Consider the following 22,849-nt stretch of genomic DNA (forward strand, 5'->3'; position numbering starts at 1 on the left):
AGCGATTTCTTAGGGATGGGGAGAATATATGGAGCTGTATTTATTAGGAATCACGCTGATAGCAATCGTAATTGTTATTTTGGGGGTATCATGGTGGAAATGGCATGCATTCATTAGCTTGACTGTAGCCAGTTTATTTTTAGCGGTTTTTTCTGGACTGCCGATGGATAAGATTGTTGGAGCTTATGAAACGGGCGTCGGGGCGGTCCTTGGTCACCTTATTGGAATATTGGCCTTGGGGACTATCTTAGGAAAGATGATGTCCGACTCTGGAGCCGGTATGCAGGTTGCTGACTTTTTCATTAATAAATTCGGTGTGAAGAATCTGCCATGGGCCATGCTTTTATCTGGTTTCATCATCGGCATTCCGGTATTTTTCGAGGTTGGTTTAGTAATATTGCTGCCTTTGGTCATTTCCATTCGGAAGTCAACCAAAGTGAACATCTTATTGATTGGTATTCCAGTACTTGCTGGTTTATCGATCGTACATGGGCTGGTACCTCCGCATCCGGGTGCTATGACAGCTATTGGAATCTATAATGCTAACATGGGGCAAGTACTTCTGTACTCATTGATCATCGCATTCCCGACTGCTGTAATTGCGGGACCTCTATTCGCAAAATGGATTCATAAACGGGTTATTCCTGTTGGAGAACCGGAATTGATCAGGGTGGAAACAAAGTCAAGTGGATTACCGGGCACTGGAGTTTCGTTCTTCATCATCCTTTTACCTGTATTATTGATGGTTTTAACTGTAGTGGCTCCTTATCTGCCGTTACCCGGTTCCATTGAAAAATTCTTATTGTTTATCGGGAGTCCAGTGATCGCCCTATTAATCTCCTGCTTTGCAGCTTACTATTTCTTAGGCTACAGACAGGGAATGGACAAATCACTAATTAAAAAATTGACGGAAGAATGCTTATTGCCATTAGCTTCCATAATCCTTATTATCGGTGCTGGCGGAGGGTTCAAGCAAATTTTAATTGATAGTGGCGTAGGGACTGCCATTGCTTCCATGTCTGAAGAAATTTCTTTATCCCCGATCGTCCTTGCATTTCTTGTGGCCGGATTGATTCGGGTTGCCACAGGTTCTGCAACCGTCGCTTTGACCACGGCAGCAGGGATCGTTTCACCTGTCGTTGCCAATATGACGGGGGTTAATATAGAATTGCTTGTTATTGCTACGGGCGCAGGCTCACTTATGTTTTCCCATGTTAATGACGCCGGTTTCTGGTTAGTAAAGGAATATATGGGATTAACCGTTAAAGAAACATTCAAAACATGGACAGTCATGGAAACCTTACTTTCCTTCGTGGCATTCGGTTTGGTTTTAATTTTTGATATATTCATTTAGGAGATAAAGGGTCTGAATAAGTCGTATTTACCTCCGTGATCTGTCTTGGGGTGACAGATCACGGAGGCTTTTATTATTCTTACTAAATAAATAACCGGATTTACTCTAAAAAAAAGATAGGTCGATTGCGGGAAATCAGAAACAAGATTCATTTTTGATTGGAAGTTGTTTGAATAGTGACAAGGGTGTAGTTTCATCCAGAAGACGTTTGCTTTGCTCCTCGAAGATATAAGTCTTGACAGAGACTCTTATATTGAAAGATCGACAGCTTTCCGTTTACATATTCATTCTGAATATAATCCAACAATTCATTGGCATGGTTAGGCTTTTGACGTTTTTCCTGAATATAATGGAGGATTAAAACTTCTATAATCACACACTCACCTTACTTGACAAGTATTTTTTTCCATTAACAATATAACATGGGTATTCAATAAAATATCATTTTTTGAATATTTTAACTATCGACATATTTATACAAATAAAGGAATGATTCGGGCTAGAACTGGAGAAATGACAAAATATTATCGGGATAGGCAAAAAAAGAGCGGAACATTCTGGTTTGGACTCTTTCTAACTCCTATTCTACCGTTTTGCTTTTAAGTAGGCTCAAGACAAAAACCCTTGAAATTCAAGGGTTGGATAGTTCATCAAAGTGATAAAAAAAGGTTGGTCCAGATTTTACAAAGGGCTTCAGCTTCATACTTGTATCTTTTGTACAGGTATAGGTGATAAGTGCAGCTCTGCGGATTCTCTCTTAATGGAGAATAAATAAGCTCCCAAACCTAAGATGGCTGCAAAAATCAGCATGGCGATCGACGTACTGAAGTCCCCGCCAGACAAATCACGAAGCCATCCCATGATATAACTCGAAAAGCCGCCCATGATATTCGTGAATCCAATAAGACCTGCGGCCCGTCCTGCCGTTTCAGGTGTTGAGTATTTTACCATGAGCATATTACTTAGATGGAACACACCACCTTGACAACCCATGGCCAGTCCCATACATAGTCCGGCCAGAATAGGATTGGGGATGATGATTGCTACAGCTAGAAAGACAGCCGTCAATGAAAATAGAATCGTGGCCATCAAACTTGGACGTCTGGTTTTGTCAGCCAGAAAACCGCATGCCAACACAAATCCTAAAGCGAATAGCCAGGAAAGTGAAGTAATGCTCGACATTCCTTCCTTTTCGAATCCTTTTGCTTCAATGAGGTAGGTAGGGAGCCAAATGCTGATCCCAAAAAATAAGAAGGAGCATACGAGCATGCCGAACCAAACAATCCAGAAACGATAATCTTGGGCGAAACTCTTATTCTCGGAGGGGACGGTTGCTTTCACCTCATTATCCGTTTGTCGAATGAAAGCCAATTCCTCCTTACTTATACGGGGGTGCTCTTCTGGTGTATTCCGCGTCAAAAAGATGAACATAGGGATATTTATAAATAAGTTGAAGGCTGCAAGCATAAAGAAAGCTGCTTGCCAGTGGAGTAAAGATATCACGAGCACCAAAACAACCGCTCCCATTGCCGGACCTAAATAGTTTCCGGTAAGCCATGAGGCCTGGGCCCTCCCCAATTCGTGTTTATTAAACCAGTTAGAAATGAACTTTCCGGAAACTGGAATCATCATCCCTTCACCAAAACCAAGAATTACCCTGCTTATTAAAAACATTTCATATGAATTTGCCAGGCCTGACGTAATCATCGTAAGAGTCCAAACGAATAAACCGGCGATGGCTGTTTTTCGGGCACCTAATTTATCAATGATGAAGCCCCAAAAAAGGTTTGAAACTCCATAAGCAATGGTGAATACAAAAGATAGAAGACCGATCTTTGCATTTTTGTCATCGCCTGTCATGCCGAGTGCATGCAAGAATTCCGGATCTGTTTGAATGATGGAAATGCCAACCTTATCAATTTGTCCGAAAAACCAAAAGAAAAAAATTGGGACGGCAATATACAACCATCTTTTTTGCCCATTTAACATAATACCATCTCCTTGTAGCTTTTTAGCACTCCTTAAAACACTTGCCATTGAGTATAAGTCTTTCAAGGCTCTCCCTTTAGAAAGGTACTAGTTTTGATTTTTCATTTAAGAACTTCATCCCGCCTTTCTTTAAAATAGTGAAACATAAAAAAGTAACGGTAATGTTTTGTAAGGAAAACAAAGTTTTACTTTATTTACGATAAATTAAAACAATTTGATTGTCAATTCAATATTTTGATAATTTTGTATTTTTAGAATAAACATATTTGTAAGCGCTTCATCAGAAATCGAACTCCGTTTCATCCATTTAAAGTTGAGAAACATTTATTCGAATGAGTGGATGGGCCCTCTAACGGATTTAAAAATGGAAGAAGATTTAATCTTTTGTGTCAAAAAAACTAATTATTATTAAATTATTAAAAATTCTGACTTGTTGATGTTGAATTTAAAATCAGGAAAATCTATAATTCATTTATATTGTTTTATATATGAAATACTTGATATGATAAAAACATAATTTGCCAGAAAATATCGATGTATTCATTTATTTGTTTTCACTTGTAAAATTGGTTATAACGGGATACGTCAATTAAGCTAGGTCTTCCAAATAGTTTTATATATGTAAATATGCTTTAATTGACACATAAACACTATTCTATTTAAACATGAAGAGTAAAGGGTAGAAAGGGATGCCAGTTATCCCCATTGGAAGAATGCCCGATTCATTTTCTGGAATAGGGATCAGGAAAAGCGCTTGTTATCCCGCGTGGTTTGGGAAACAAGGAGACACCAGTTCTGTCAGATGAATGAAGAATTTAGAGCAATTGCATAGCGATGCACCAGGGTACGGTATGATCCAAAAGGAGAATTTCAGGATATTTTCAGTTTGCAGATATATTGAAAGATTTCCGAAAGTTTAGTCTGCAGTCGGTCTACTGCTCGGACATTCGATGGGCTTGGCAAATGCTCTCGATCCTACTAGTTGTATTCCGAAAGTGGTGAAGGCGTTGATCATATCTAATACGACTCGTGGGGCAGCTGTTGTCAGACGGAAGAAAGTAAACCTAGATTACAATCCATCGAAACGTGAATCAGATGAACATGCAAAGCAGAGGGCAGTGTGCTACCGGGGTTTCTCTGGCAGGAAGCGAAACGATCTTGCCGCAAGTGCTTCCCTTAGAAAACCGGCCATTTTCATTTCTCTTTATCAAATTGAAACAATATGGACATCCTATCTTCAATATCTGTCCCGACATCGTTCTTGTGTGGAGATCTGAATCAGGCATCGGATAGTGAGTCAAGAATATTTTAATAATCGATTCCTAATTCCGAGTTTCCATTGTACGTAAGTGCGGCCATTTATGTTGTCAGCAGGATTCAGGGATGTTACGGATGCTAAAGACAACAGGTTTGCAACCATTGAAGTATCCTTCAAAAACGTTCACCAAATGAACTTCAGAAAAAAATGTACATACTGCAAGTTCTTCTTTAAAAGTATGAAGAAAGCATTACTGAATGGGTAATAGTCAGGAGAAAATGAGATTTATTCACAACGGGGGGAATACTCGAATGGCAAGCGAAGAAAAAGAGAAAGAGAAATATAGTGCTAATTCATTGGTTAGAGGGTTGGAAATCATTAAGCTCTTTAATGAAGTACAGCCGAGTTTGTCTCTTTCAGAAATTGCAAAACAACTGGGAGTAAGCAGAACGGTACCATATCGTTTATTATTCACATTACAAAATATTGGTTATTTGTCTCAGGATGAACATACCAAACGTTATAGTTTAACGCCAAAGGTTCTTGAATTGGGATTTAGCTATTTGAATAGCTTGAAATTCCAGGAAATTGTCCAACCTTATATGGAGACCTTGCGTGATGAAATCGGAGCCTCCTGCCATCTGTCCATTTTGGATGGACAGGAAGTCGTTTATGTCGGAAGTGCTCCAATCAGAGGTGTTTCCGCTGTCAATGTGAACATAGGTTTGCGGCTGCCGGCACATGCTTTGGCCAATGGAAAATTACTTTTGGCATATCAACCGAAAGAGATGCTAAAGCAAATGTTCAAAATCTCAAACCTAACTCCTTATACAGACAAAACACTCACCGCGCCGGGTGAATTTCAAAAACAGCTGGAATCGATTCGGGAAAATGGTTATTCGATGACAAGCGGGGAATTCCATCCTGGCATCCGTTCTGTTGCTGCTCCGATTTTTGACAGGACTGGGAAAGTATTGGCTGCCTTGAATGTCGTGGCAACAGAGTCTGCTTACCAGGAAGATTTCATCGATAAAATTGCTTTGCCGAAACTTTTGGAAGTTTCTCAGCAGTTATCCGTTTATATGGGGTATAGTGGGGTTAAACCTTATCAACACGAAGATGTCTGAATATGCTTGAGCGCCAATCTATTAAAAATGAATAACCTCTTTCGAAAGTGTGGATCTCCCAATAGGGCATCCACACTTTTTTGTGTTAAGAGAAGCAAATCGTATAGGTCTATCCCCAAGCGGCAAGCGTTCGGATTATAAAATAGTTTTAAATATTCTAAAAATTCATTGACATTGAAGCGGTTTCATTTTAGACTTAATTCATAGACAAAACAATGTTTTGCTTATGAAACATAGAGTGGTTTAGAAACAACAAATAAGGGAGGAATTTAAACATGACAAAAGAAGCTTTTTCAGTGAAGGAATTTGAAAAAAAATATGTTGCCCGATTGAAAGACCGTTCGCTTGATTGGGATGTCTTGAAGTTCCAAGAAGAAATCGATCCCGCTTATAGACGTGCACAGATGAGATATATCGGACGTGGTGCCACTGCCAATAACGATACGAATGTAATTGCAGGTGAACATTTCACTTTAAGTACAATGGTGCTTCCTCCGGGATGTATCGGTCCTTTACACCTTCACGACGATGTTGAAGAAGTGTTTTTCATTCTTGAGGGTGAGGTCACGGCACTAATTCAAGAAGATAGCTATAGTGAAGTGCATGAAATTAAATTAAGTGCGAGAGACTGCATCAGCAGCCCACCAGGGGTTTATCGAGGAATTAGGAATGACGGGGATGTGGAGGCGCGCATGCTCGTGATGTTAGGGGCAGTAAAGCCTAACTTACCGACATATCCTGAGGGCAGTGACTTGGAAGAACTGCGTAAACAACGCTCTAAAGAAAGAGAAGCCATCATTAAAGACTGATCATTTAGCCGAAAAGGGCACCTGCATTATGAAAATTAATGAGGCGCCCTTTTCGATTAAATTGTTAAATATGTCCAAGGAAAATTATCTAAAGGGCTAAATTAGGGGAGGCATAAAAAATGCTTGGGATTACACATTTACGACATATAAGCATGATAACTCCGAATTTCGACGATCAAGCAGAATTTTATGAAAAGGTTTGGGGACTTGATAGAGTGGATGTTCCGGAAGAGGAGAATACGGTTTATTTCCGCGGGGCTGGACCGGAACATCATATTTTAAGCCTTCACAAGGGAGAAAAACGAGGTTTGCATCATATAGCTTTTGGCATGGTCGATAAAAATGCGGTGGATCGTGCAGCTGGGATATTACAATCGAAGGGTGTTCGAATTATTGAACCACCTGGATATTTGGATGAAGCAGGTTCAGGTTATGGCCTACGGTTTATTGATCCGGAAAACCGCGTGATTGAGCTTTCTGCTTGGGTGGAAGTACAAACGAGCATTTGGAGCAAGAAAAATGTTGATCCAGTGAAACTGAATCATGTTGTAATGAACACGAAGAACTTAGATATGATCGTTGAGTTTTATACAAATGTACTTGGTTTTAAAGTTACTGATTGGAGTGAACACCAAATGTCATTCCTGCGATGCAACAGGAAGCATCACTCCATTGCCTTCAATCAAGATGAGCATGCGTCAGTCAATCATATCGCATATGAAGTCGATTCGGTGGATGAACTGATGCGAGGAATAAGCAATGTGCGAAAAGCGGGTTTGTCAGAACTTTGGGGACCTGGACGCCATGGACCTGGAGACAATATTTTCTGTTATTTTCAAGACCCAGGCGGTTTTGTTATGGAGTATACATGTTACCTGGAAACGATCGAAGATGAATCTGAGTGGAGAGCACGTGTATGGAAACGGGTCCCGCATTTAATGGATCAGTGGGGGATTGCAGGGCCGCCGAAACCTGAAGCCCGCAAAGCAATGGGAGGAGATCCCGATCCGGGCTGGGTTGATTCTCAAATAGATGATTCAGTCATTGCGGAAAAATGAGGAGGATTTTTATTACTTTCCATTAGTCTTACGCGTAGTTAGCTTCTTGTATATTAAAGGACAGCGTTTAAGGAAAATGGCTTTGAAAAGGAGTGACGAGAGTGGATTTAGGATTACAGGGAAAAGTTGCTGTCATTATGGGCGGCACATCAGGTGTGGGATTAAAAACAGCAGAGATGTTTTTAGCTGAAGGAGCGAAAGTGGCTATATGCGGCAGAAGTTCCGAGCGTATGAAAAGTGCCCAAAGTCAGTTGCTCTCATTTGGAGATAAAGCGGATATTTTTGCATCAACATGTGATGTCACCTCAAAATTGGATGTGGATTCCTTCATAAATGGTACCGCTGAGAGGTTTGGTGGAATCGATATATTGGTGAATGCAGCCGGTCAAAGCGTGATGGGTCACTTTTTTGACATAACGGATGAGCAGTGGGAAGAGCAGATTCAGTTAAAGTTCTTTGCCATCATATATGCCGTTCGTGCTTCGCATCCACATATAGTGAAAAGGGGAGGGGGACGGATTATTAATATTAATGCAACGCTTGCTAAAGAACCTGAACGTCATATGGTAGCGACTGCAGCAGCAAGGGCAGGCCTCCTTAACTTAAGCAAAACCTTGTCCCAGGAATTGGCCTTTGACAATATATTGGTTAATTCAGTAAGTCTTGGATTGATCCGGACTGATCAATGGGAGCGAAGAAGATTGAAAAATGCGCCTGATATGGAACCTGAAGAGTATTATGGAGACCTTGCGAAAAAAAGGAATATCCCTCTCGGCCGCGTAGGAGAAGCGGAAGAAGTGGCCAGTGTCATTGTTTTCCTTGCTTCAGACAAAGCAAGTTATGTAGCGGGTTCGACGATTGAGACGGCAGGAGCAATCGGGAAGGCACTTTAAATATATTACTAAAAAAGGTAGGCTAACGCGATGAAAATTCAAGAAGAAATAGAGTTTACAACCGCTGATTCCATCGTAAAGGAGCTGGTTCATGCAGGAGTGGAAGCTGCTTTCGGGATTGTCAGTATTCACAATATGCCCATCTATGATGCAATTCTGAGAGAAGGTAGCATCAAACTCATTTGTTCACGGGGTGAGAGCGGTGCCGTCAATATGGCTGATGGATATGCCCGCGCCACAGGGAAATTGGGTGTAGTGATCACCAGTACCGGAACAGGGGCAGGAAATGCTGCTGGTTCACTAGTGGAAGCTTGGGCAGCAGGTGTCCCTCTTCTTCATCTTACCGGTGAGGTGGCTTCTCCTTACCTTGGTACAGGCAAAGGATACATACATGAGTGTAAAGACCAGCTTTCAATGATGGGCGGAGCGTGTAAAAATGCAATGAGGCTTAGAAACCCTGAGCAATCTGCAGCAGTAGTAAGGAAGGCGATCCAAGAAGCGTTAACTGCACCAACGGGACCGGTTACATTGGAAATACCCATTGACTATCAATCGGCGATCATAGAAGATCTTTCACTTGAAGGGCAGCCGGCTTCAACATCAGCAACAAATTCAACGCCATTTATTCCAGAACAAGCCTTGCAAAAAATCGTTGGCGCACACCGTCCTGTAATATGGGCAGGGGGCGGAGTCATCAGTGCCAATGCGTCGCAAGAGCTGCAAAAATTGGCGGAAATCCTTGGAGCAGCGGTTATAACCAGTCAGTCAGGAAAAGGTTCGATCCCAGAAAACCATGAACAATGCATAGGTCATTTTGCGGCATATGAAAAAACAAAAGAGTTTTTAAGAAATGCAGATTTATTGATTAGTGTAGGTGTAAGGTTTAGAGGGAATGAAACATCCAACTGGAAAGTGCCGGTGCCGGAAGAACATATAGCGATCGATGCGGATTGGCAGGCCATTAACCGGAACTATAAAGCCACAATAGGTTTGGTTGGCGACGCAAAAGATGTGCTATCTGCCATCATTAAAAAGCTCGAAGAACATTCTCTTCAGGCAGAGCCTTCATATTTACAAGAAGTCCTTTCACTTAGAAATGAAGTACGAGCTCAACTCAGGGAAACGCTTGGACCTTATGAGCAATTTGTAGATGGCATGAGGGAGGTATTGCCTGACGATACCATTCTAGTTCGTGATGTAACCGTACAGGCAAACGTTTGGGGCAGCCGTTTATTTGAAATCTATGAACCGAGAACATCGATTCATGCATCAGGCGGCGGAATTGGGCAAGGTCTTCCAACAGCGATCGGAGCCCAAATGGGGTGTCAAGATAAAACCGTCGTGCTTATGGCTGGAGATGGTGGGTTTATGGTGAACGTCGGGGAAATGGTTACGGCAGCCGAAGAAAACTTACCGGTGATCATCGTATTGTTCGATGACTCAGGCTATGGGGTTCTTCGCAATATTCAAACAGCCGCATATGGCCGGCAGGTTGCCGTGGATTTATTGAGTCCTGATTTTGTGAAACTGGCTGAGTCCATGCATTTTGATGCAGTCCGCATTGGTTCTGGAGATGAATTCATATCCGAACTGAAGAAAGCAAAGGAAAGACGTAAACCATCAATGATCGTTGTTGATATGGAAGCTGTGGGGCCAATGGCCAAGCCATTTGGAGGACCGCCAGGAGCTGCTGAAGCATTCAAACCAAAAAAACTATAAGGAGGATTGAGAATGATTTCGACTTACCCATTGGTTTCAGGGAAATACCTAGTTAATGGAGAATGGATAGAATCGACGGAAAAAGTCGATGTAGTTAATCCGGCAAATACATCGGAAGTAATTGGCCAGGTGGCAAAATGCTCTGAAGAAATCGTGAATGACGCAGTTGAAGCGGCAGAAAATGCTTTTGAAACGTGGTCTCGCACTGATATCGAGGGACGGGCTAACCGTATGAACATTGCGGCAGACGAACTATCAAAAGTAATTGAGGAAAATGTTACAGTGTTTGTACGTGAAAATGGAAAAACACTTGTTGAAGCTAAAAAGGATTTACTGCGCTGTGTTGAAGTCATGAAGGGCTGTGCAGCAGAGTTACTTGATTGGTGGAATCCTGAAGTGCTCCCAGGAAATCAAAAGGTCCAGATCCGAAGAAGGGCAAGAGGTGTCACGGCAATAATCACACCGTGGAATTCTCCGATGATATTAACATTTAAAAGGGTCATACCTGCTGTTTTGGCAGGCAATGCCGTTGTTGTAAAACCTGCAACGAATTGTCCTTTAACGATAATGTCCTGTTTAAAAGTAGTTGCTGAACATTTTCCTCCTGGAGTCATCAATATAGTCTCAGGATCAGGAAAAGCAATCGGTGACATACTATGTTCCGATTCACGAGTACGGACATTAGCGTTTGTCGGAAGTACGGAAACCGGGAAAGATATCATGCAGAAATCAGCTGGAAATCTGCAAAAGGTATATATGGAACTCGGCGGCAATGATCCTGCCATCATTTTAAAAGATGCCAATATGGACGAAGTGGCTATCAAACGTTTGAGGATGGGGATTTTACGAGCAGCAGGTCAGGTCTGTTCTGCTGTAAAACGGGTGTACGTCCAAGAATCACGTTTTGATGAGGTCGTGGAAAAGCTGACCAAAGAGTTTAGCCGGATGGTAATCGGTGATGGCATTCAGCCTGATGTTACTATGGGTCCATTGAATAATAAATCACAATTTGACTTTGTTAATGGCTTGATCGAACGTACCGCTAAGTCAGGAGGAAATATAATCACGACCGGCATTCAGCTGAATCCGGAAACTTGGGATAAAGGGTATTATATGCTTCCTTCCATTATTACTGGCGTCGATCAGCAGAGTGAAGTGGTTCGGGTAGAACAATTCGGACCTATCATTCCAATTTTACCTTTCAATGATATTGATGAAGCTGTAAAATTAGCGAATGATAGTCAGTTTGCCCTGCGAGCATCTGTTTGGACCGAGAATGAAGATATCGCTGTCGAAATGGCAGATCGCCTTGAAGCTGGTGCGGTTTTCCATAATAATCATACCGTTTTCAGCGACTTGGCCCTGGATTTCCCTGGCTTAAAAGAAAGTGGTGTTTCCCGGGAAACAAGACATTGCGGGCTGGAATTCTTTGCGGACTCATATGGGTTTGCTGATTGAGGAAGGATGAAACTAGATGAAGTTAGGTTTAATCGGATGCGGTAATATCGGGACATTTCTGCTTAAGGCAATTAATACCGATGGGCTTCTTCCAGGTGGGAAAATCGTTGCAATTTATGCCCGGCGTGAAGAAGTCGCCGCACAACTGGCTGAAGAATTCAGGACACAGCCATATAGTGATGTTGACGAACTCCTTAAATCCGATGTGGATTTAGTCATAGAGGCTGCAACGATTGAAGCAGCTGAAGAGTATGCCATAAAAGTGCTTAAAAGTGGGAAGGATCTCTTGCTAAGCAGCATAGGCGTGATGGCGAATTCTGCCTTTGAAGAACATTCAAACCAGATTTGCAAAATGAATAACGTGAATATTCTCCTTCCGTCTGGTGCGATTGGAGGTCTCGATGTACTTAAATCGGCAAAAGCGGTGAATGGCCTTGAATCTGTATGCATCACCACTAGAAAACCGCCAAACGCATTGCCAGCAAGTTCATCAGTGACAGAAGAAACGGTATTATTTGAAGGTTCTGCTGCAGAAGCGATCAAACAGTTTCCGAGAAACATTAATGTTGCGATTGTACTGTCTATGGCTGGTCTTGGATCTGAAAAGACGAAAGTGAAAATCATTGCCGATCCAAAAGTGTTAAAAAACATTCACCTGATAGAAGCGTCAGGTTCGTTTGGGAAACTAAAACTGGAAGTGGAAAATGATCCGATGCCAAATAATCCGAAAACGAGTTATCTAGCGGCATTAAGTGTTTTGGCTACTCTGCAAAATAAGGAAAAGAGTGTTCAAATCGGGTAAAGAAGAATGATGTAAAGCTTGGAAGGGAGAGAAAAAGTATGCTTAAAACTGATAAATCCTTAGAAGAAATGTCGAAACAGCAAGTTGTTAACCATTTGAACGAAACGGTTAAACCAGAGGAAGGCGTTATACCTGCATACCTCCTTGGAGACCCAAAGGTTTATGATATAGAACATGAAAAAGTGTTTTTGAAAACATGGGTTTTTATCGGTCATGATTCAGAGGTACCCAAAAAAGGAGACTTCATGACCCGTGAACTAGCTGGCTACTCGCTCATCATTACTCGTGATGGTGAAGGGGAAATCAGGGCGTTTTACAATATGTGCACCCATCGCGGAATGAAACTTTGCCGTGCAGATAAAGGAAACAAGTCATTATTTACTTGTCCCTACCATGGATTCAATTTTAAAAATACTGGTGAGCTTGTAGGGGTGCCATTGCAAAAGGATATATATGGGGGAACCCTTGATCGGTCGGAAATGGGCCTTCACAAAGTGAAACTTGAATCCTATAAAGGTCTTTTATTTGGAACTTGGAATGAAGATGCAGAGCCACTTGAAGAGTTTCTTGGAGACATTAAATGGTATTTGGATATACTCGTAGGACGTGCAGAAATGGAAGTTATCGGGGTCCCACAAAGATTCATTGTTAATTCCAACTGGAAAGTTGGTTCCGATAACTTTGTTGGTGATTCCTATCACACGATGGTTACACATGGATCCATTGCAAAGCTGGGCATGGTTCCCAATGCTACCTATTCAAAGCGTGGTTTTCAAATCCATACGGAAAACGGGCATGGACTAAACTTAGGGACGCCAAACCCTGACTTTGCTTTCCCGGAAGAATTGAAAAATGAATTTAAAAATAATTTGTCTGAAGAACAATATGAAGTGTTATCAAACTTAAAGAATATGATTGGGAATGTTTTTCCCAATTTATCATTTTTAATATCCCATACTAAAATCAAAGACCAATTCATCTCCAACACTTCAATTAGAATGTGGCGGCCAATCGGTCACAATAAAATGGAAGTGATCGCTTGGATGCTTGTGGAAAAGAACGCCTCCCAAGATTGGAAAGATAGATCAAGAGATTCATTTATCTTGACATTTAGCCCATCCGGTATTTTCGAACAGGATGATACGGAAGTGTTTACGGACATTACTGAAACAGCCCAAGGCCCAATGCCATTCCTTAAGAATTTAACCTACAATTATACAATGGGTCTTCATCGTAAACCCGTTGATTTTATAGGACCCGGTGTTGCTTACGATGATAAATTCACTGAAGCGAGCCAGCGGAATTTTTACAAGTACTGGCTGGAATTAATGACGAAATGATAAGCGGGAGGGGGAACGGAAATGAATGTGGAGAAAATGTTGCTCAAATGTGAATTTGAACAGTGGTTGTATGATGAAGCTCAATTACTGGATGATATTGAATTTGATGATTGGTTCGATCTGATGCACCCTAGCTTACGTTATCAAATGCCAGTACGTGTTAATAAAGAAGGGGTGGAACGCCCGGATTATTCAACGGATATGTTTACATTTAATGATGATATTGAGTTGTTGAGACTGCGCGTGGATCGTTTGAAAACGGATTATGCTTGGGCGGAGATACCGCCATCAAGAACACGGCGTTTTGTCTCCAATGTACGTGTTAAAGACTATATTGAAGGTGAAAAGGCTGTCGTTAGGAGCTATCTGCTTATCTATCGAAGCCGCAGCACGGATATTCAACATGATTTGATTTCGGGGGAAAGAAATGATGAATTCATTTTCGAAGAAGGTAAATGGAAACTTTCCAAACGGATATTCATTGTTGATCAATCAACGATAAATACCAGAAATCTTGCTATCTTCGTATAATATTGACTTGGAAAAAAAGAGATAACAAGGAGGCTGGTTACAATGGCAATGGCGTTAAAGGATAAAGTAGTGTTGATTACCGGAGGCAATTCAGGTATCGGAGAGGCTGTCACTAGACGTTTTATACAAGAAGGGGCGAAAGTCAGCATTATCGGCCGTTCGATAGAAACGCTAAAAAAAATGAAAGAGGAATTTGGTGAAGAGATTCTCATTAACCAGGGCGATGTAAGCAAATATGGAGACAATGAGAGGGCTGTCCAGGCCACTGTCAAGCAATTTGGAAAGCTGGATGTTTTCGTTGCTAATGCAGGAGTCTTTGATGGATTTGCTAAATTTGCCGACGTAACTCCCGATGCACTTTCCGAAGCATATGATTTTCTGATCGATATTAACGTTAAAGGATCTTTCTTTGGTGCTAAAGCCGCTCTTAAAGAACTGCAAAAATCAAATGGCAATATTATTTTCACCGTATCCGGTGCTAGTTTTTATCCGGATGGCGGCGGGGTTTGGTACACAGCGAGCAAGCATGCCCAAATAGGGTTGATGCGCCAACTTGCCTTTGAACTTGCTCCTAACATTAGGGTGAATGCTGTAGCGCCTGGTGGCACTCTAACAGCATTATCAGTCATTCCTCCCCTACGTCCATTCGTTAAAATCGTGGATAATGAAACGAAGGCAAATAGCATAAAAAAAAGAAACCCTCTTCAGCTTGCACAGATGCCCGAAGATCATGTAGCTGCATATGTCCTGTTAGCATCGGACGCAGCGCGTGCAATTACCGGCGAAGTCATCTCCAGTGATGGAGGATTGTCAGTTCGCGGACTGGGTTGAGTTCATAACAATATAAACGATGGGAAGAAGGTTTATAAGTATGGCTGAATCACTATTGGGAAATAGGAATATTAATCAACTCGCATTTGTTGTAAAAGATATTGAAACTGCTAATCTAGCTTTCACAAGACTGCTAGGCATTAAGAAGGCAGAACCATTTCTAACTGGTGACAGCTCTGTTTCGAAAGTCACTTTTAGAGGTGTACCAACGGAATCACAATCCAAACTGGTTTTTCTGAATACACCAACTGTCCAATTTGAACTAATAGAACCCGATAAAAATCCAGGAACGATGCGTGAGTTCCTGGAGGAAGTAGGTGAAGGGATCCACCATATAGCTTTTGATGTAGACTCTATCCAAAACAGGCTGCCAATCATGGAGAAAAGTGGATACCCAGCTTTGCAAACGGGTGAATTCACTTCAAGTGACGGCCGATATGTATATGTGGATACACTAGAAGATCACAAAACGTTAGTAGAATTGCTTGAAAGTGCAGAGCCGAGAAAAACGGCATGGGAAAGTCCAGAAGATGCAAGCGTTCAGCCGCTATTAGGGACGAACAAAGTGGAAAAGCTTGCGTTAGTTGTAAAAGACCTGGATGCGGCTGCAGATGCATATTGTAAGTTGTTGGGTATTGAAAAACCTCCCATCATACATTCTGGTTCTGCCGAAATCACAAACGTGATTTATAAAGGGAAGCCCACTGAAGGAAAATCAAAATATATGTTCATCGATACTTCGTTAATTCAAATTGAATTGATCGAGCCGGGCGAATCACCTAGTACGTGGAAAGATCATCTTGAAACATATGGTGAGGGTGTTCATCATATCTCTTTTGTCGTTAAAGACATGGAGGCTAAAATGAAGATGTTAGAAGAAATGGGCTATCCGGTCATACAGACTGGTAACTTTTTTAACGGAAAAGGTCGATATGCCTATATGGATACAACATCGACCTATAAAGTGATTATTGAATTGCTAGAACGTTTTGATGAGTAAACGCGTATCAATTGATCATCAAGAAGTGTTCCGGATGCAAATGTGTGAGTACTTCGCACTTACATAACGGGGAATAATCAAGCACGGTAATGATAAAATCGGAAACCTAGCCATTTCCCCCCTAATCAGCTAATTAAAGTGATAACCGTAAAAAGAATTTTATACAAGGCAATGGGCAGGAAGGGGGCTTCAACCATGGCCTTGTACAGTAAATGAAAGTGAAATAATTAGAAACTAACGGAAAACTTATTGACAAATAATTCAGAATATTAATATCGTTGAAAGTAGTTAGCGGCTTTGGGAATTTTTTAACCTAAGGTTTATACGTGTATGCAGGTGGAAGTAATTTGAGAACAAAAAAGGTTTTAAAAAATTTGTACATTTGGGGGCGAAGTTTGGAGATATCCGGAAAAATAAACTTTGATGATCGTGCAGATCTGATTTGGGAGGCCATGAATAATTCGAAATACCAAAAATGCTATTCCAGGATGTCAAGGTCTTTCATTAGTTGCAGATGGTGAATATGATGTTGAACTGAAGCTTGGTGTTGCAGCTGTAAAAGGTTAAACAAATAGGCACCCTTTATATTAATTTTATTGTGATACACGTTTTATGTAAATTAAGGTAAAAATCATTTTTTTTGGATATGGATCGTATTGACCTTTATTGCTTTTTCTGCTTCTTTGTCACGAATGGAATGGATTACCTGTAAGTGCTCGCTGTTTCGTTCCTCATACCAAGATTTATCAACCATTATAACATCTTCGTTACGGGCCGATAAAAAGGAAATTCGAAAGGAAAGCCATAATGAATCCGTAGTCTTTTGAAGAAAGGTATTTCTCGAGTAGGAATATAATAAGCGGTGAAATTCAATGTTTGCACGATTTGCCGCAATTCGTTCATTTTTATTTATGGCCTGTTGCAGTTTATCTGTTGCCCATTCCAGTTTTTTTAATTCCTCTTCCGTAATTCCTTCGCAAGCCTTTTGTAAAGAATAGTTTTCGAGCGTTTTCCTGATTTCCAATTCTTGCTGCAAAAGTTCAATATCCAAATTTGATATGATCATCCCAATACCAGGTTTCACCTGTAGCAAACTTTCCTGTCCTAATTTCCTCAAAGCTTCACGAACCGGTGTACGGCAACAATTGAAAGGTTGGGCAATATCATCTTCCGTTAAGCGGTCCCCGGGCATAAATATCCCTTCAATGATCGCATTTTTACTACCAAAAAATATAGCTTCCCTTAAGAGCTTAGAAGAATAATGTTCTATTTGTTCTGTAATATAGTGATAGTGATTGGTTTCCATGGTGCTCCTTTCAAAAATCCAATTCTATACAAGTATATTTATTTGATCTATAAAAACGATTGAAGTCATTCTCTGTTTCAGACTTTAGGGTGTTTATACATTTCAACGGGGAGAGTTCGCTCATGTTTCGGGAGAACTAATGATTTACCTTCATTATAAAAAAGGAAGTTCATATAATCTTATGAGACAATTATAGCCAAAGATACATACAAGGTTATTGGCAAGAGTGAAAAAATCAGGGAAGTCCCAACCATCATGAAACAGGGGAAATTCGTGATAATATTGGGTGACATAAAATAAGCGGAAGCAAACTTACAGTAAACATCGGTTTTGATGTGAGTCACTTTGCCGCGATGAATGATGTATTCTATCCTTCTAGAAGTGCAAGGATGTTGCTCGTTTACTTAAACATGCTATGATGGAAATGAGGCGTTTGCTTTTATTTATTATCTAAAGTAACGAGAACGTCAGATTGATATTTTTTTAATGTACAACACCAAGGATACAGGAGGAGTTTTAAAATGAATTTAGCACAATTTCCTAGAAAGCGATATACACCAACATATACACCAGTTGAGAGATTAGATCATTTTTCTGAAGTTCTTGGGGGCCCATCCATTTATGTTAAACGAGATGATATGCTTGGTCTGACGGCTGGGGGAAATAAAACAAGAAAACTGGAGTTCCTTGTTGCTGATGCGTTGGAAAAAGGCGCGGATACGCTGATTACATGTGGAGGCATTCAATCAAATCATTGCCGCTTGACCCTAGCTGCTGCCGTTAAAGAGAAAATGAAATGCATCCTTGTATTGGAAGAGGGACTTTCAAAAGACTCAGAGCCGGATTTTAACGGTAACTATTTTCTCTATCATTTATTGGGGGCTGACCAAATTATTGTTGTACCAAACGGAACGGACTTAATGCAAGAAATGCAGAAAGTGGCTAAAGAGGTGACAGAGAAAGGGCATCGACCTTACATCATTCCCGTTGGGGGATCCAATGTGATTGGTGCAACGGGATATGTTGCATGTGCTCAGGAGATTTTAGCTCAGTCTTTTGAGCAAGGGATTGATTTTAAAGCAGTTATTTGTGTAAGCGGCAGTGGGGGAATGCATGCTGGTTTGGTGGCAGGATTTCATGGAAATCAAAGTGGAATATCAGTAATTGGCATAAATGTAAGCAGAGGAAAAGCTGAACAAGAAGAGAAGGTTTTTCAGCTTGTTAGAGAAACTTTAACACACATCGGCATACAAAATTCAATCCCTCGTGAGGCTGTTACGTGTTTTGATGAGTATGTCGGACCGGGTTATGCTTTGCCTACACCTGAAATGGTGGAAGCAGTCAAGCTAATGGCAAGAACAGAAGGGATTTTGCTGGATCCGGTATATACGGGTAAAGCGGCAGCGGGGCTCATTGATTTAATCCAAAAAGGCACTTTTAAGCCGGAGGATAACATCCTATTTGTTCACTCTGGTGGTGCTTCATCGTTATATGCCAATACTTCGCTCTTTAATTGAAATGTCATTATATAATAAATTCTAAGCTCAAAGTCAAGACAACAAAAGCAGTGAGAGTGTAAAACGATTCATTCTATACATAAATTTGCAGGTTGCCTATTTTCCACTTTTTTTAATAAAGTTGAAATGGTTATTAAGCGAAAAACATATTTATCGAATTATTATTCCAAACAAGCGTTCATGTTGAATTTTAAGAACTTTTGCGCTCAGTGTAAAAATGTCATAATGGAATTTAATTGAAATTCCAAAGTTCCTCTATTGATAAAGAGGTAGCACGAAAACCATTTGAAAACTGATCATAGATATCAAAATCAAAACTAAAAAGAAGAAAAATTTTAAAAAGCAACAGAATCGATTCAGCAATGGATGTAGACATGATGGAGCCTGTTCCGAAATGTGCTAACGTATTGCTGGCGGAAAGGGAGGATTCTACACTTGTAGAATCCTCCTTTAATGTTACTTTTCGATTAAAGACTTCGTATGATCAAAAACAACTTAAGTGACCTGGCTGTATTGAAGCAGTGACGCCTAGCTCTTTGAAACGATGAACATCATCTGGATGAATTACTTCAATGTGTTCGACCGAATGTCGTGAATCCCGTTTGCCATTTGCCTTTTGCACTTCCTAACAGGCATCTAAAGCAAGACGGATCGCTCCATCTCCAATCGCATGAAAACGAATGCTGAAGCCCTCTTTATATCCATCAACAACCCATTTTTTGATCGTTTCAGGAGGGAAAGAAGTTTCATCACGTGTTCTGGTTGATCCGCATAAGGTCGATTAAATAAGCTGCGCGAGCGGTAATGAAGTCCTCCATAGTAGGAACATAAAAATAGCCCTTTTTCAATTTTTTGGGTTGGTTAGTTTGATTCTTCATCCTTAACAAAATTGAATAATTGAGATTGATAGTCACTTAGGAACCGAAAAAGTCAGATGATTGACGAATTTCATCAAAGTACTCTTTCTTGATAAAATCTCCAAATTTATTGCTAGCCAATGCAGGTATGATTCCACCAATCCTGTTTTCGAGCTCCAAGAATCCCAAATAAAGATTTTCTGTATCCCCCCAACTTACCGCCCTGGCAAGCTGGATGTATTCCCGTTCTTCAAATTGTTTTATCACAATATCCGAATTTCCTGTAACTGTTTGTGAAATGTTCAATATTGTATAACCGGGTCATCAAAATATTATGGATATCTTGCAATGTCTTAATTTCTTCCTGGATATTGGCCATTGATTTTTTAATTTTATCGTAATGACGAAATGTATCTACCGTTACGCTTCGAAACTTCGCCATTCCTCCTATACTCAGCATATTTTGCATGGCTTTTTCTCTTAACAACACTGAATATATAAATTAATAACATGTCATATTTATATATATATTCAATACGGACAATAAGACTAAAAGTTTTGTTTCATAATCAACTGGGTAAAAACGGATATTATTTATTTCAATTAAAGTTGCATTGCATGTTTAATAAGGAATTTGTAATGAGGGAACGTATGTTTTATAATATTTTTTGAGTAAGTAATTTTCTATCGAAATAGGGGAGGGTATTATATGTATATTTCAATTTCGGATTTTATCAAAGAATGGAAGAAAGAAGGCATACTGACTCAAAATGTTTTGGATTGTTTGACTGATGATTCATTAGAACAACAAGTTTATCCTGAAGGCCGCACTCTAGGAAGAATCGTATGGCATTTCACCACGAATATTCCAGATTATCTAGCTCATTTCGGTTTAAAGATAGACCGGATAGAAAGTTCGGAAAACGTTCCATCTTCAGCCCAGGAAATTGCTATCACTTTTAAAAATGTAAGTTCTCACGCAGCCAAAATTATTGAACAACAATGGACAGACGAATCCCTAGAGCAAATACAAGAGGCATTTGGAAGACAGGAAACAAATGCTTCCATACTTATGGGACTAATCAAGCATATTGTTCATCATCGTGGACAAGTTACGGTTCTAATGCGTCAAGCAGGAATAAAGCCTGCTGGGGTGTATGGACCGCCAAAAGAAGATTGGATTCATTTAGGTGTGGAGAATCCACCACTTTAATACTATGCTATTTTAAATAAAGTTGAAGAAAAGACGGGCGCTAAGTTTGATACATATATCCCGATTTCTCATTTTTTCACTGAGTTAATAGTATATTAAAGAGGCTGGGACATAAGTATTTTAGTCAACGATAAACCCGAACCATAAGCGGAATTCCGGCTAATAGATCGGGTCTTTCTTGGTTCTTTTCCATAGATTTTGTTGCTTTTTGCATCCTATTTTTAAACATCTAGTGTAATGGAGCGGAAGACCATCGACTACTAAGGGAAATAGAGGAAAGGCTGAGACCCCGCAGGCTTTCCGAGGAGGCTTCGCTTCCTCGGAAAGCGAGTATCTGTAGCGCAATGGAACGAACTTGTTCTTACAGCTTGAATGGATGAATAAAAACAACATATACGAAAACAGCATGATATTTAATAGGTAGAATAACGTAGAATGATTCGTTTTTGAGGATGGTTTATTTAGTTATGTCCCAGTATCCTTTTTATTTTGCCCCAAATAAGGTGTTTAAATGAAACCAGCTTTATTGGAGACGATGTTTTAATTGGTAGTCTCCTAGTTGTTTTTCCAATTAAAGAAAATGAAGTAATTGGTGTGATTGATCAACAAGATACGTTGACTCCGTCTATTCCTTTTGATTTGGCTATGTCAACCATTACATTAATGCAGACAAGTTCTTTATTATTTATGATTATGCCATTATTGCGCCGGCATATCTTTGACCCTCACCGTAATTGACACCACTGGCACAACAAAATTCGTCAATGATTAGGAGTTAAAAAAAACGACTAAAAAGACGAGATCTTCAAAAAATCAATTAAAACGGACTGAAAGTGTATGGTTATAAGGGGGGACTTATACATATCAGCGTTTTGTAGAAAAATGTCGTTATTTGCGAATATCATTATCGTCATTTCTGAGATATTATAATATTAAATGTACTTTAACACATTGAGGTGACAATCAACCTTTAAGCTGGGGCTCAACATAGTGAGTGGGGGAAAATAAATGAGTGTAATCATCGAGAAGAAACGAGTGGAAAACTATACTCATATGGAAGATATAATGTTGGTTGGAAAAATCCATAATGGTGATGTAGATGCACTGGACTTTTTAATCAAAAAATACAGATGTGTCGTTCAATCCAATGCTTTGAAGTATTTTTTAACGGGTGGAGATAAGGAAGATGTATTTCAGGAAGGGATGATTGGACTATATAAGGCCATTCGAGACTACAAGAATTGCAAAAAGTCGTCTTTCAGATCATTTGCGGAACTGTGCGTTTCAAGACAAATCATAACCGCTGTTAAAGCGGCTATTTGCCAAAAGCATTCTCCCTTAAATAATTATGTTTCATTGTATACGCCTATCTATCAAGGGGAATCGGAACACGCCCTAATTGATCTAATCCCTGAACAAACACAAAATGACCCAGTCACGATCATAATAAAATCAGAAGAAATTTACGATATCGAGCTTATTTTAAAGGAAGTCCTTAGTGAGTTGGAAAGTAGTGTTGTGGACCTGTACCTACAAGGGAAAAATTATATTGAAATAGCAAAAGAACTGAATGTTCAAAAAAAGACGATCGATAATGCACTTCAGCGCGTAAAAAGGAAGTTGGAGCGGTACTTCGAGTCCAGGAGGTTCGAAGAATATTAACTATAATTCTTTACACTTTCATTCATTATTATTTGCAAAAACATCGAAACGATTTTCTAATAAAATATAAAACGGGATAGCTAAAACACTATTCACTCCTGGTAATGGAGCTAATGGTGCAGTGC

General features: G+C 40.1%; 21 protein-coding genes and 1 pseudogene. 16 read left to right on the top strand and 6 right to left on the bottom strand.

The genetic code is table 11. The features are described from left to right. Positions 1–28: 28 nt before the first annotated feature. Positions 29–1,354, top strand: coding sequence for a GntT/GntP/DsdX family permease (locus IOC57_RS08050; RefSeq protein ID WP_207438227.1), 1,326 nt, complete (start codon positions 29–31; stop codon positions 1,352–1,354). 193 nt (positions 1,355–1,547) lie between these two features. On the opposite strand, the gene yppF is transcribed toward IOC57_RS08050, so the two are convergent. Continuing rightward, the gene (yppF, locus tag IOC57_RS26495; RefSeq protein ID WP_207438228.1) at positions 1,548–1,730 is read right to left on the bottom strand and encodes a YppF family protein; all 183 of its coding nucleotides are present in this window, start codon (positions 1,728–1,730) and stop codon (positions 1,548–1,550) included. A gap of 323 nt (positions 1,731–2,053) precedes the next feature. Beyond that, positions 2,054–3,343, bottom strand: coding sequence for an MFS transporter (locus tag IOC57_RS08060; RefSeq protein WP_207438229.1), 1,290 nt, complete (start codon positions 3,341–3,343; stop codon positions 2,054–2,056). A 1,007-nt stretch (positions 3,344–4,350) separates the two neighbouring features. On the opposite strand from IOC57_RS08060, the gene IOC57_RS08065 reads away from it, so the two are divergent. The 12 genes from IOC57_RS08065 to IOC57_RS08120 all read left to right on the top strand — a co-directional run bounded on the left by IOC57_RS08065 (position 4,351) and on the right by IOC57_RS08120 (position 16,169). Then, positions 4,351–4,620 carry a hypothetical protein gene (locus IOC57_RS08065; protein WP_207438230.1) on the top strand — a complete coding sequence of 90 codons (270 nt, stop codon included), beginning with the start codon at positions 4,351–4,353 and terminating at the stop codon, positions 4,618–4,620. Positions 4,621–4,912: 292 nt separating this feature from the next. Next, positions 4,913–5,728, top strand: coding sequence for an IclR family transcriptional regulator (locus tag IOC57_RS08070; protein ID WP_207438231.1), 816 nt, complete (start codon positions 4,913–4,915; stop codon positions 5,726–5,728). A gap of 275 nt (positions 5,729–6,003) precedes the next feature. Further along, on the top strand, positions 6,004–6,537 hold the full coding sequence (locus tag IOC57_RS08075) for a cupin domain-containing protein (RefSeq protein ID WP_207438232.1): 534 nt from the start codon (positions 6,004–6,006) through the stop codon (positions 6,535–6,537). Between the two features lie 119 nt (positions 6,538–6,656). Beyond that, positions 6,657–7,595 carry a VOC family protein gene (locus IOC57_RS08080; protein WP_207438233.1) on the top strand — a complete coding sequence of 313 codons (939 nt, stop codon included), beginning with the start codon at positions 6,657–6,659 and terminating at the stop codon, positions 7,593–7,595. Positions 7,596–7,696: 101 nt separating this feature from the next. Further along, positions 7,697–8,488: an SDR family oxidoreductase gene (locus tag IOC57_RS08085; RefSeq protein WP_207438234.1), complete on the top strand. Its 792-nt coding sequence runs from the start codon at positions 7,697–7,699 to the stop codon at positions 8,486–8,488. A gap of 30 nt (positions 8,489–8,518) precedes the next feature. Continuing rightward, complete coding sequence (locus IOC57_RS08090) at positions 8,519–10,207, top strand: thiamine pyrophosphate-binding protein (protein WP_207438235.1); 1,689 nt, start codon at positions 8,519–8,521, stop codon at positions 10,205–10,207. A gap of 12 nt (positions 10,208–10,219) precedes the next feature. Beyond that, entirely contained in the window at positions 10,220–11,665 is a 1,446-nt protein-coding gene (locus tag IOC57_RS08095) for an aldehyde dehydrogenase family protein (RefSeq protein WP_207438236.1), read from the top strand. Positions 11,666–11,681: 16 nt separating this feature from the next. After that, positions 11,682–12,467: an aspartate dehydrogenase gene (gene nadX / locus IOC57_RS08100; protein WP_207438237.1), complete on the top strand. Its 786-nt coding sequence runs from the start codon at positions 11,682–11,684 to the stop codon at positions 12,465–12,467. Positions 12,468–12,505: 38 nt separating this feature from the next. Then, positions 12,506–13,807: an aromatic ring-hydroxylating oxygenase subunit alpha gene (locus IOC57_RS08105; protein ID WP_207438238.1), complete on the top strand. Its 1,302-nt coding sequence runs from the start codon at positions 12,506–12,508 to the stop codon at positions 13,805–13,807. Between the two features lie 21 nt (positions 13,808–13,828). Beyond that, entirely contained in the window at positions 13,829–14,338 is a 510-nt protein-coding gene (locus IOC57_RS08110) for an aromatic-ring-hydroxylating dioxygenase subunit beta (protein ID WP_207438239.1), read from the top strand. Positions 14,339–14,380: 42 nt separating this feature from the next. After that, complete coding sequence (locus IOC57_RS08115) at positions 14,381–15,169, top strand: SDR family NAD(P)-dependent oxidoreductase (RefSeq protein WP_286184628.1); 789 nt, start codon at positions 14,381–14,383, stop codon at positions 15,167–15,169. A 40-nt stretch (positions 15,170–15,209) separates the two neighbouring features. Further along, positions 15,210–16,169, top strand: a complete 960-nt coding sequence (locus tag IOC57_RS08120) for a VOC family protein (RefSeq protein ID WP_207438240.1) — start codon at positions 15,210–15,212, stop codon at positions 16,167–16,169. Between the two features lie 631 nt (positions 16,170–16,800). On the opposite strand, the gene IOC57_RS08125 is transcribed toward IOC57_RS08120, so the two are convergent. Continuing rightward, positions 16,801–17,475, bottom strand: a complete 675-nt coding sequence (locus tag IOC57_RS08125) for a GntR family transcriptional regulator (protein WP_207438241.1) — start codon at positions 17,473–17,475, stop codon at positions 16,801–16,803. 521 nt (positions 17,476–17,996) lie between these two features. On the opposite strand from IOC57_RS08125, the gene cuyA reads away from it, so the two are divergent. Next, complete coding sequence (gene cuyA, locus IOC57_RS08130) at positions 17,997–18,992, top strand: D-cysteate sulfo-lyase (protein WP_207438242.1); 996 nt, start codon at positions 17,997–17,999, stop codon at positions 18,990–18,992. Positions 18,993–19,485: 493 nt separating this feature from the next. Here the strand turns inward: cuyA and IOC57_RS26500 are convergent. The 3 genes and pseudogenes from IOC57_RS26500 to IOC57_RS08140 form a co-directional block, all read right to left on the bottom strand. After that, a pseudogene (locus IOC57_RS26500) lies at positions 19,486–19,810 on the bottom strand (amidohydrolase family protein); the annotation flags it as partial. A 96-nt stretch (positions 19,811–19,906) separates the two neighbouring features. Next, complete coding sequence (locus IOC57_RS08135; protein ID WP_207438243.1) at positions 19,907–20,116, bottom strand: hypothetical protein; 210 nt, start codon at positions 20,114–20,116, stop codon at positions 19,907–19,909. Beyond that, positions 20,100–20,291, bottom strand: a complete 192-nt coding sequence (locus tag IOC57_RS08140) for a hypothetical protein (RefSeq protein ID WP_207438244.1) — start codon at positions 20,289–20,291, stop codon at positions 20,100–20,102. Before IOC57_RS08140 ends, IOC57_RS08135 begins: the two co-directional genes overlap by 17 nt. Before the next feature lie 267 nt (positions 20,292–20,558). Between IOC57_RS08140 and IOC57_RS08145 the strand changes: the two genes are divergently transcribed. Continuing rightward, complete coding sequence (locus IOC57_RS08145; RefSeq protein WP_207438245.1) at positions 20,559–21,062, top strand: DinB family protein; 504 nt, start codon at positions 20,559–20,561, stop codon at positions 21,060–21,062. Positions 21,063–22,070: 1,008 nt separating this feature from the next. After that, positions 22,071–22,724, top strand: coding sequence for an RNA polymerase sporulation sigma factor SigH (gene sigH, locus IOC57_RS08150; RefSeq protein ID WP_207438246.1), 654 nt, complete (start codon positions 22,071–22,073; stop codon positions 22,722–22,724). Positions 22,725–22,849 lie beyond the last annotated feature (125 nt).

This window comes from Bacillus sp. SD075 (assembly GCF_017355165.1).
Classification (GTDB): Bacteria; Bacillota; Bacilli; order Bacillales; family DSM-1321; genus Peribacillus.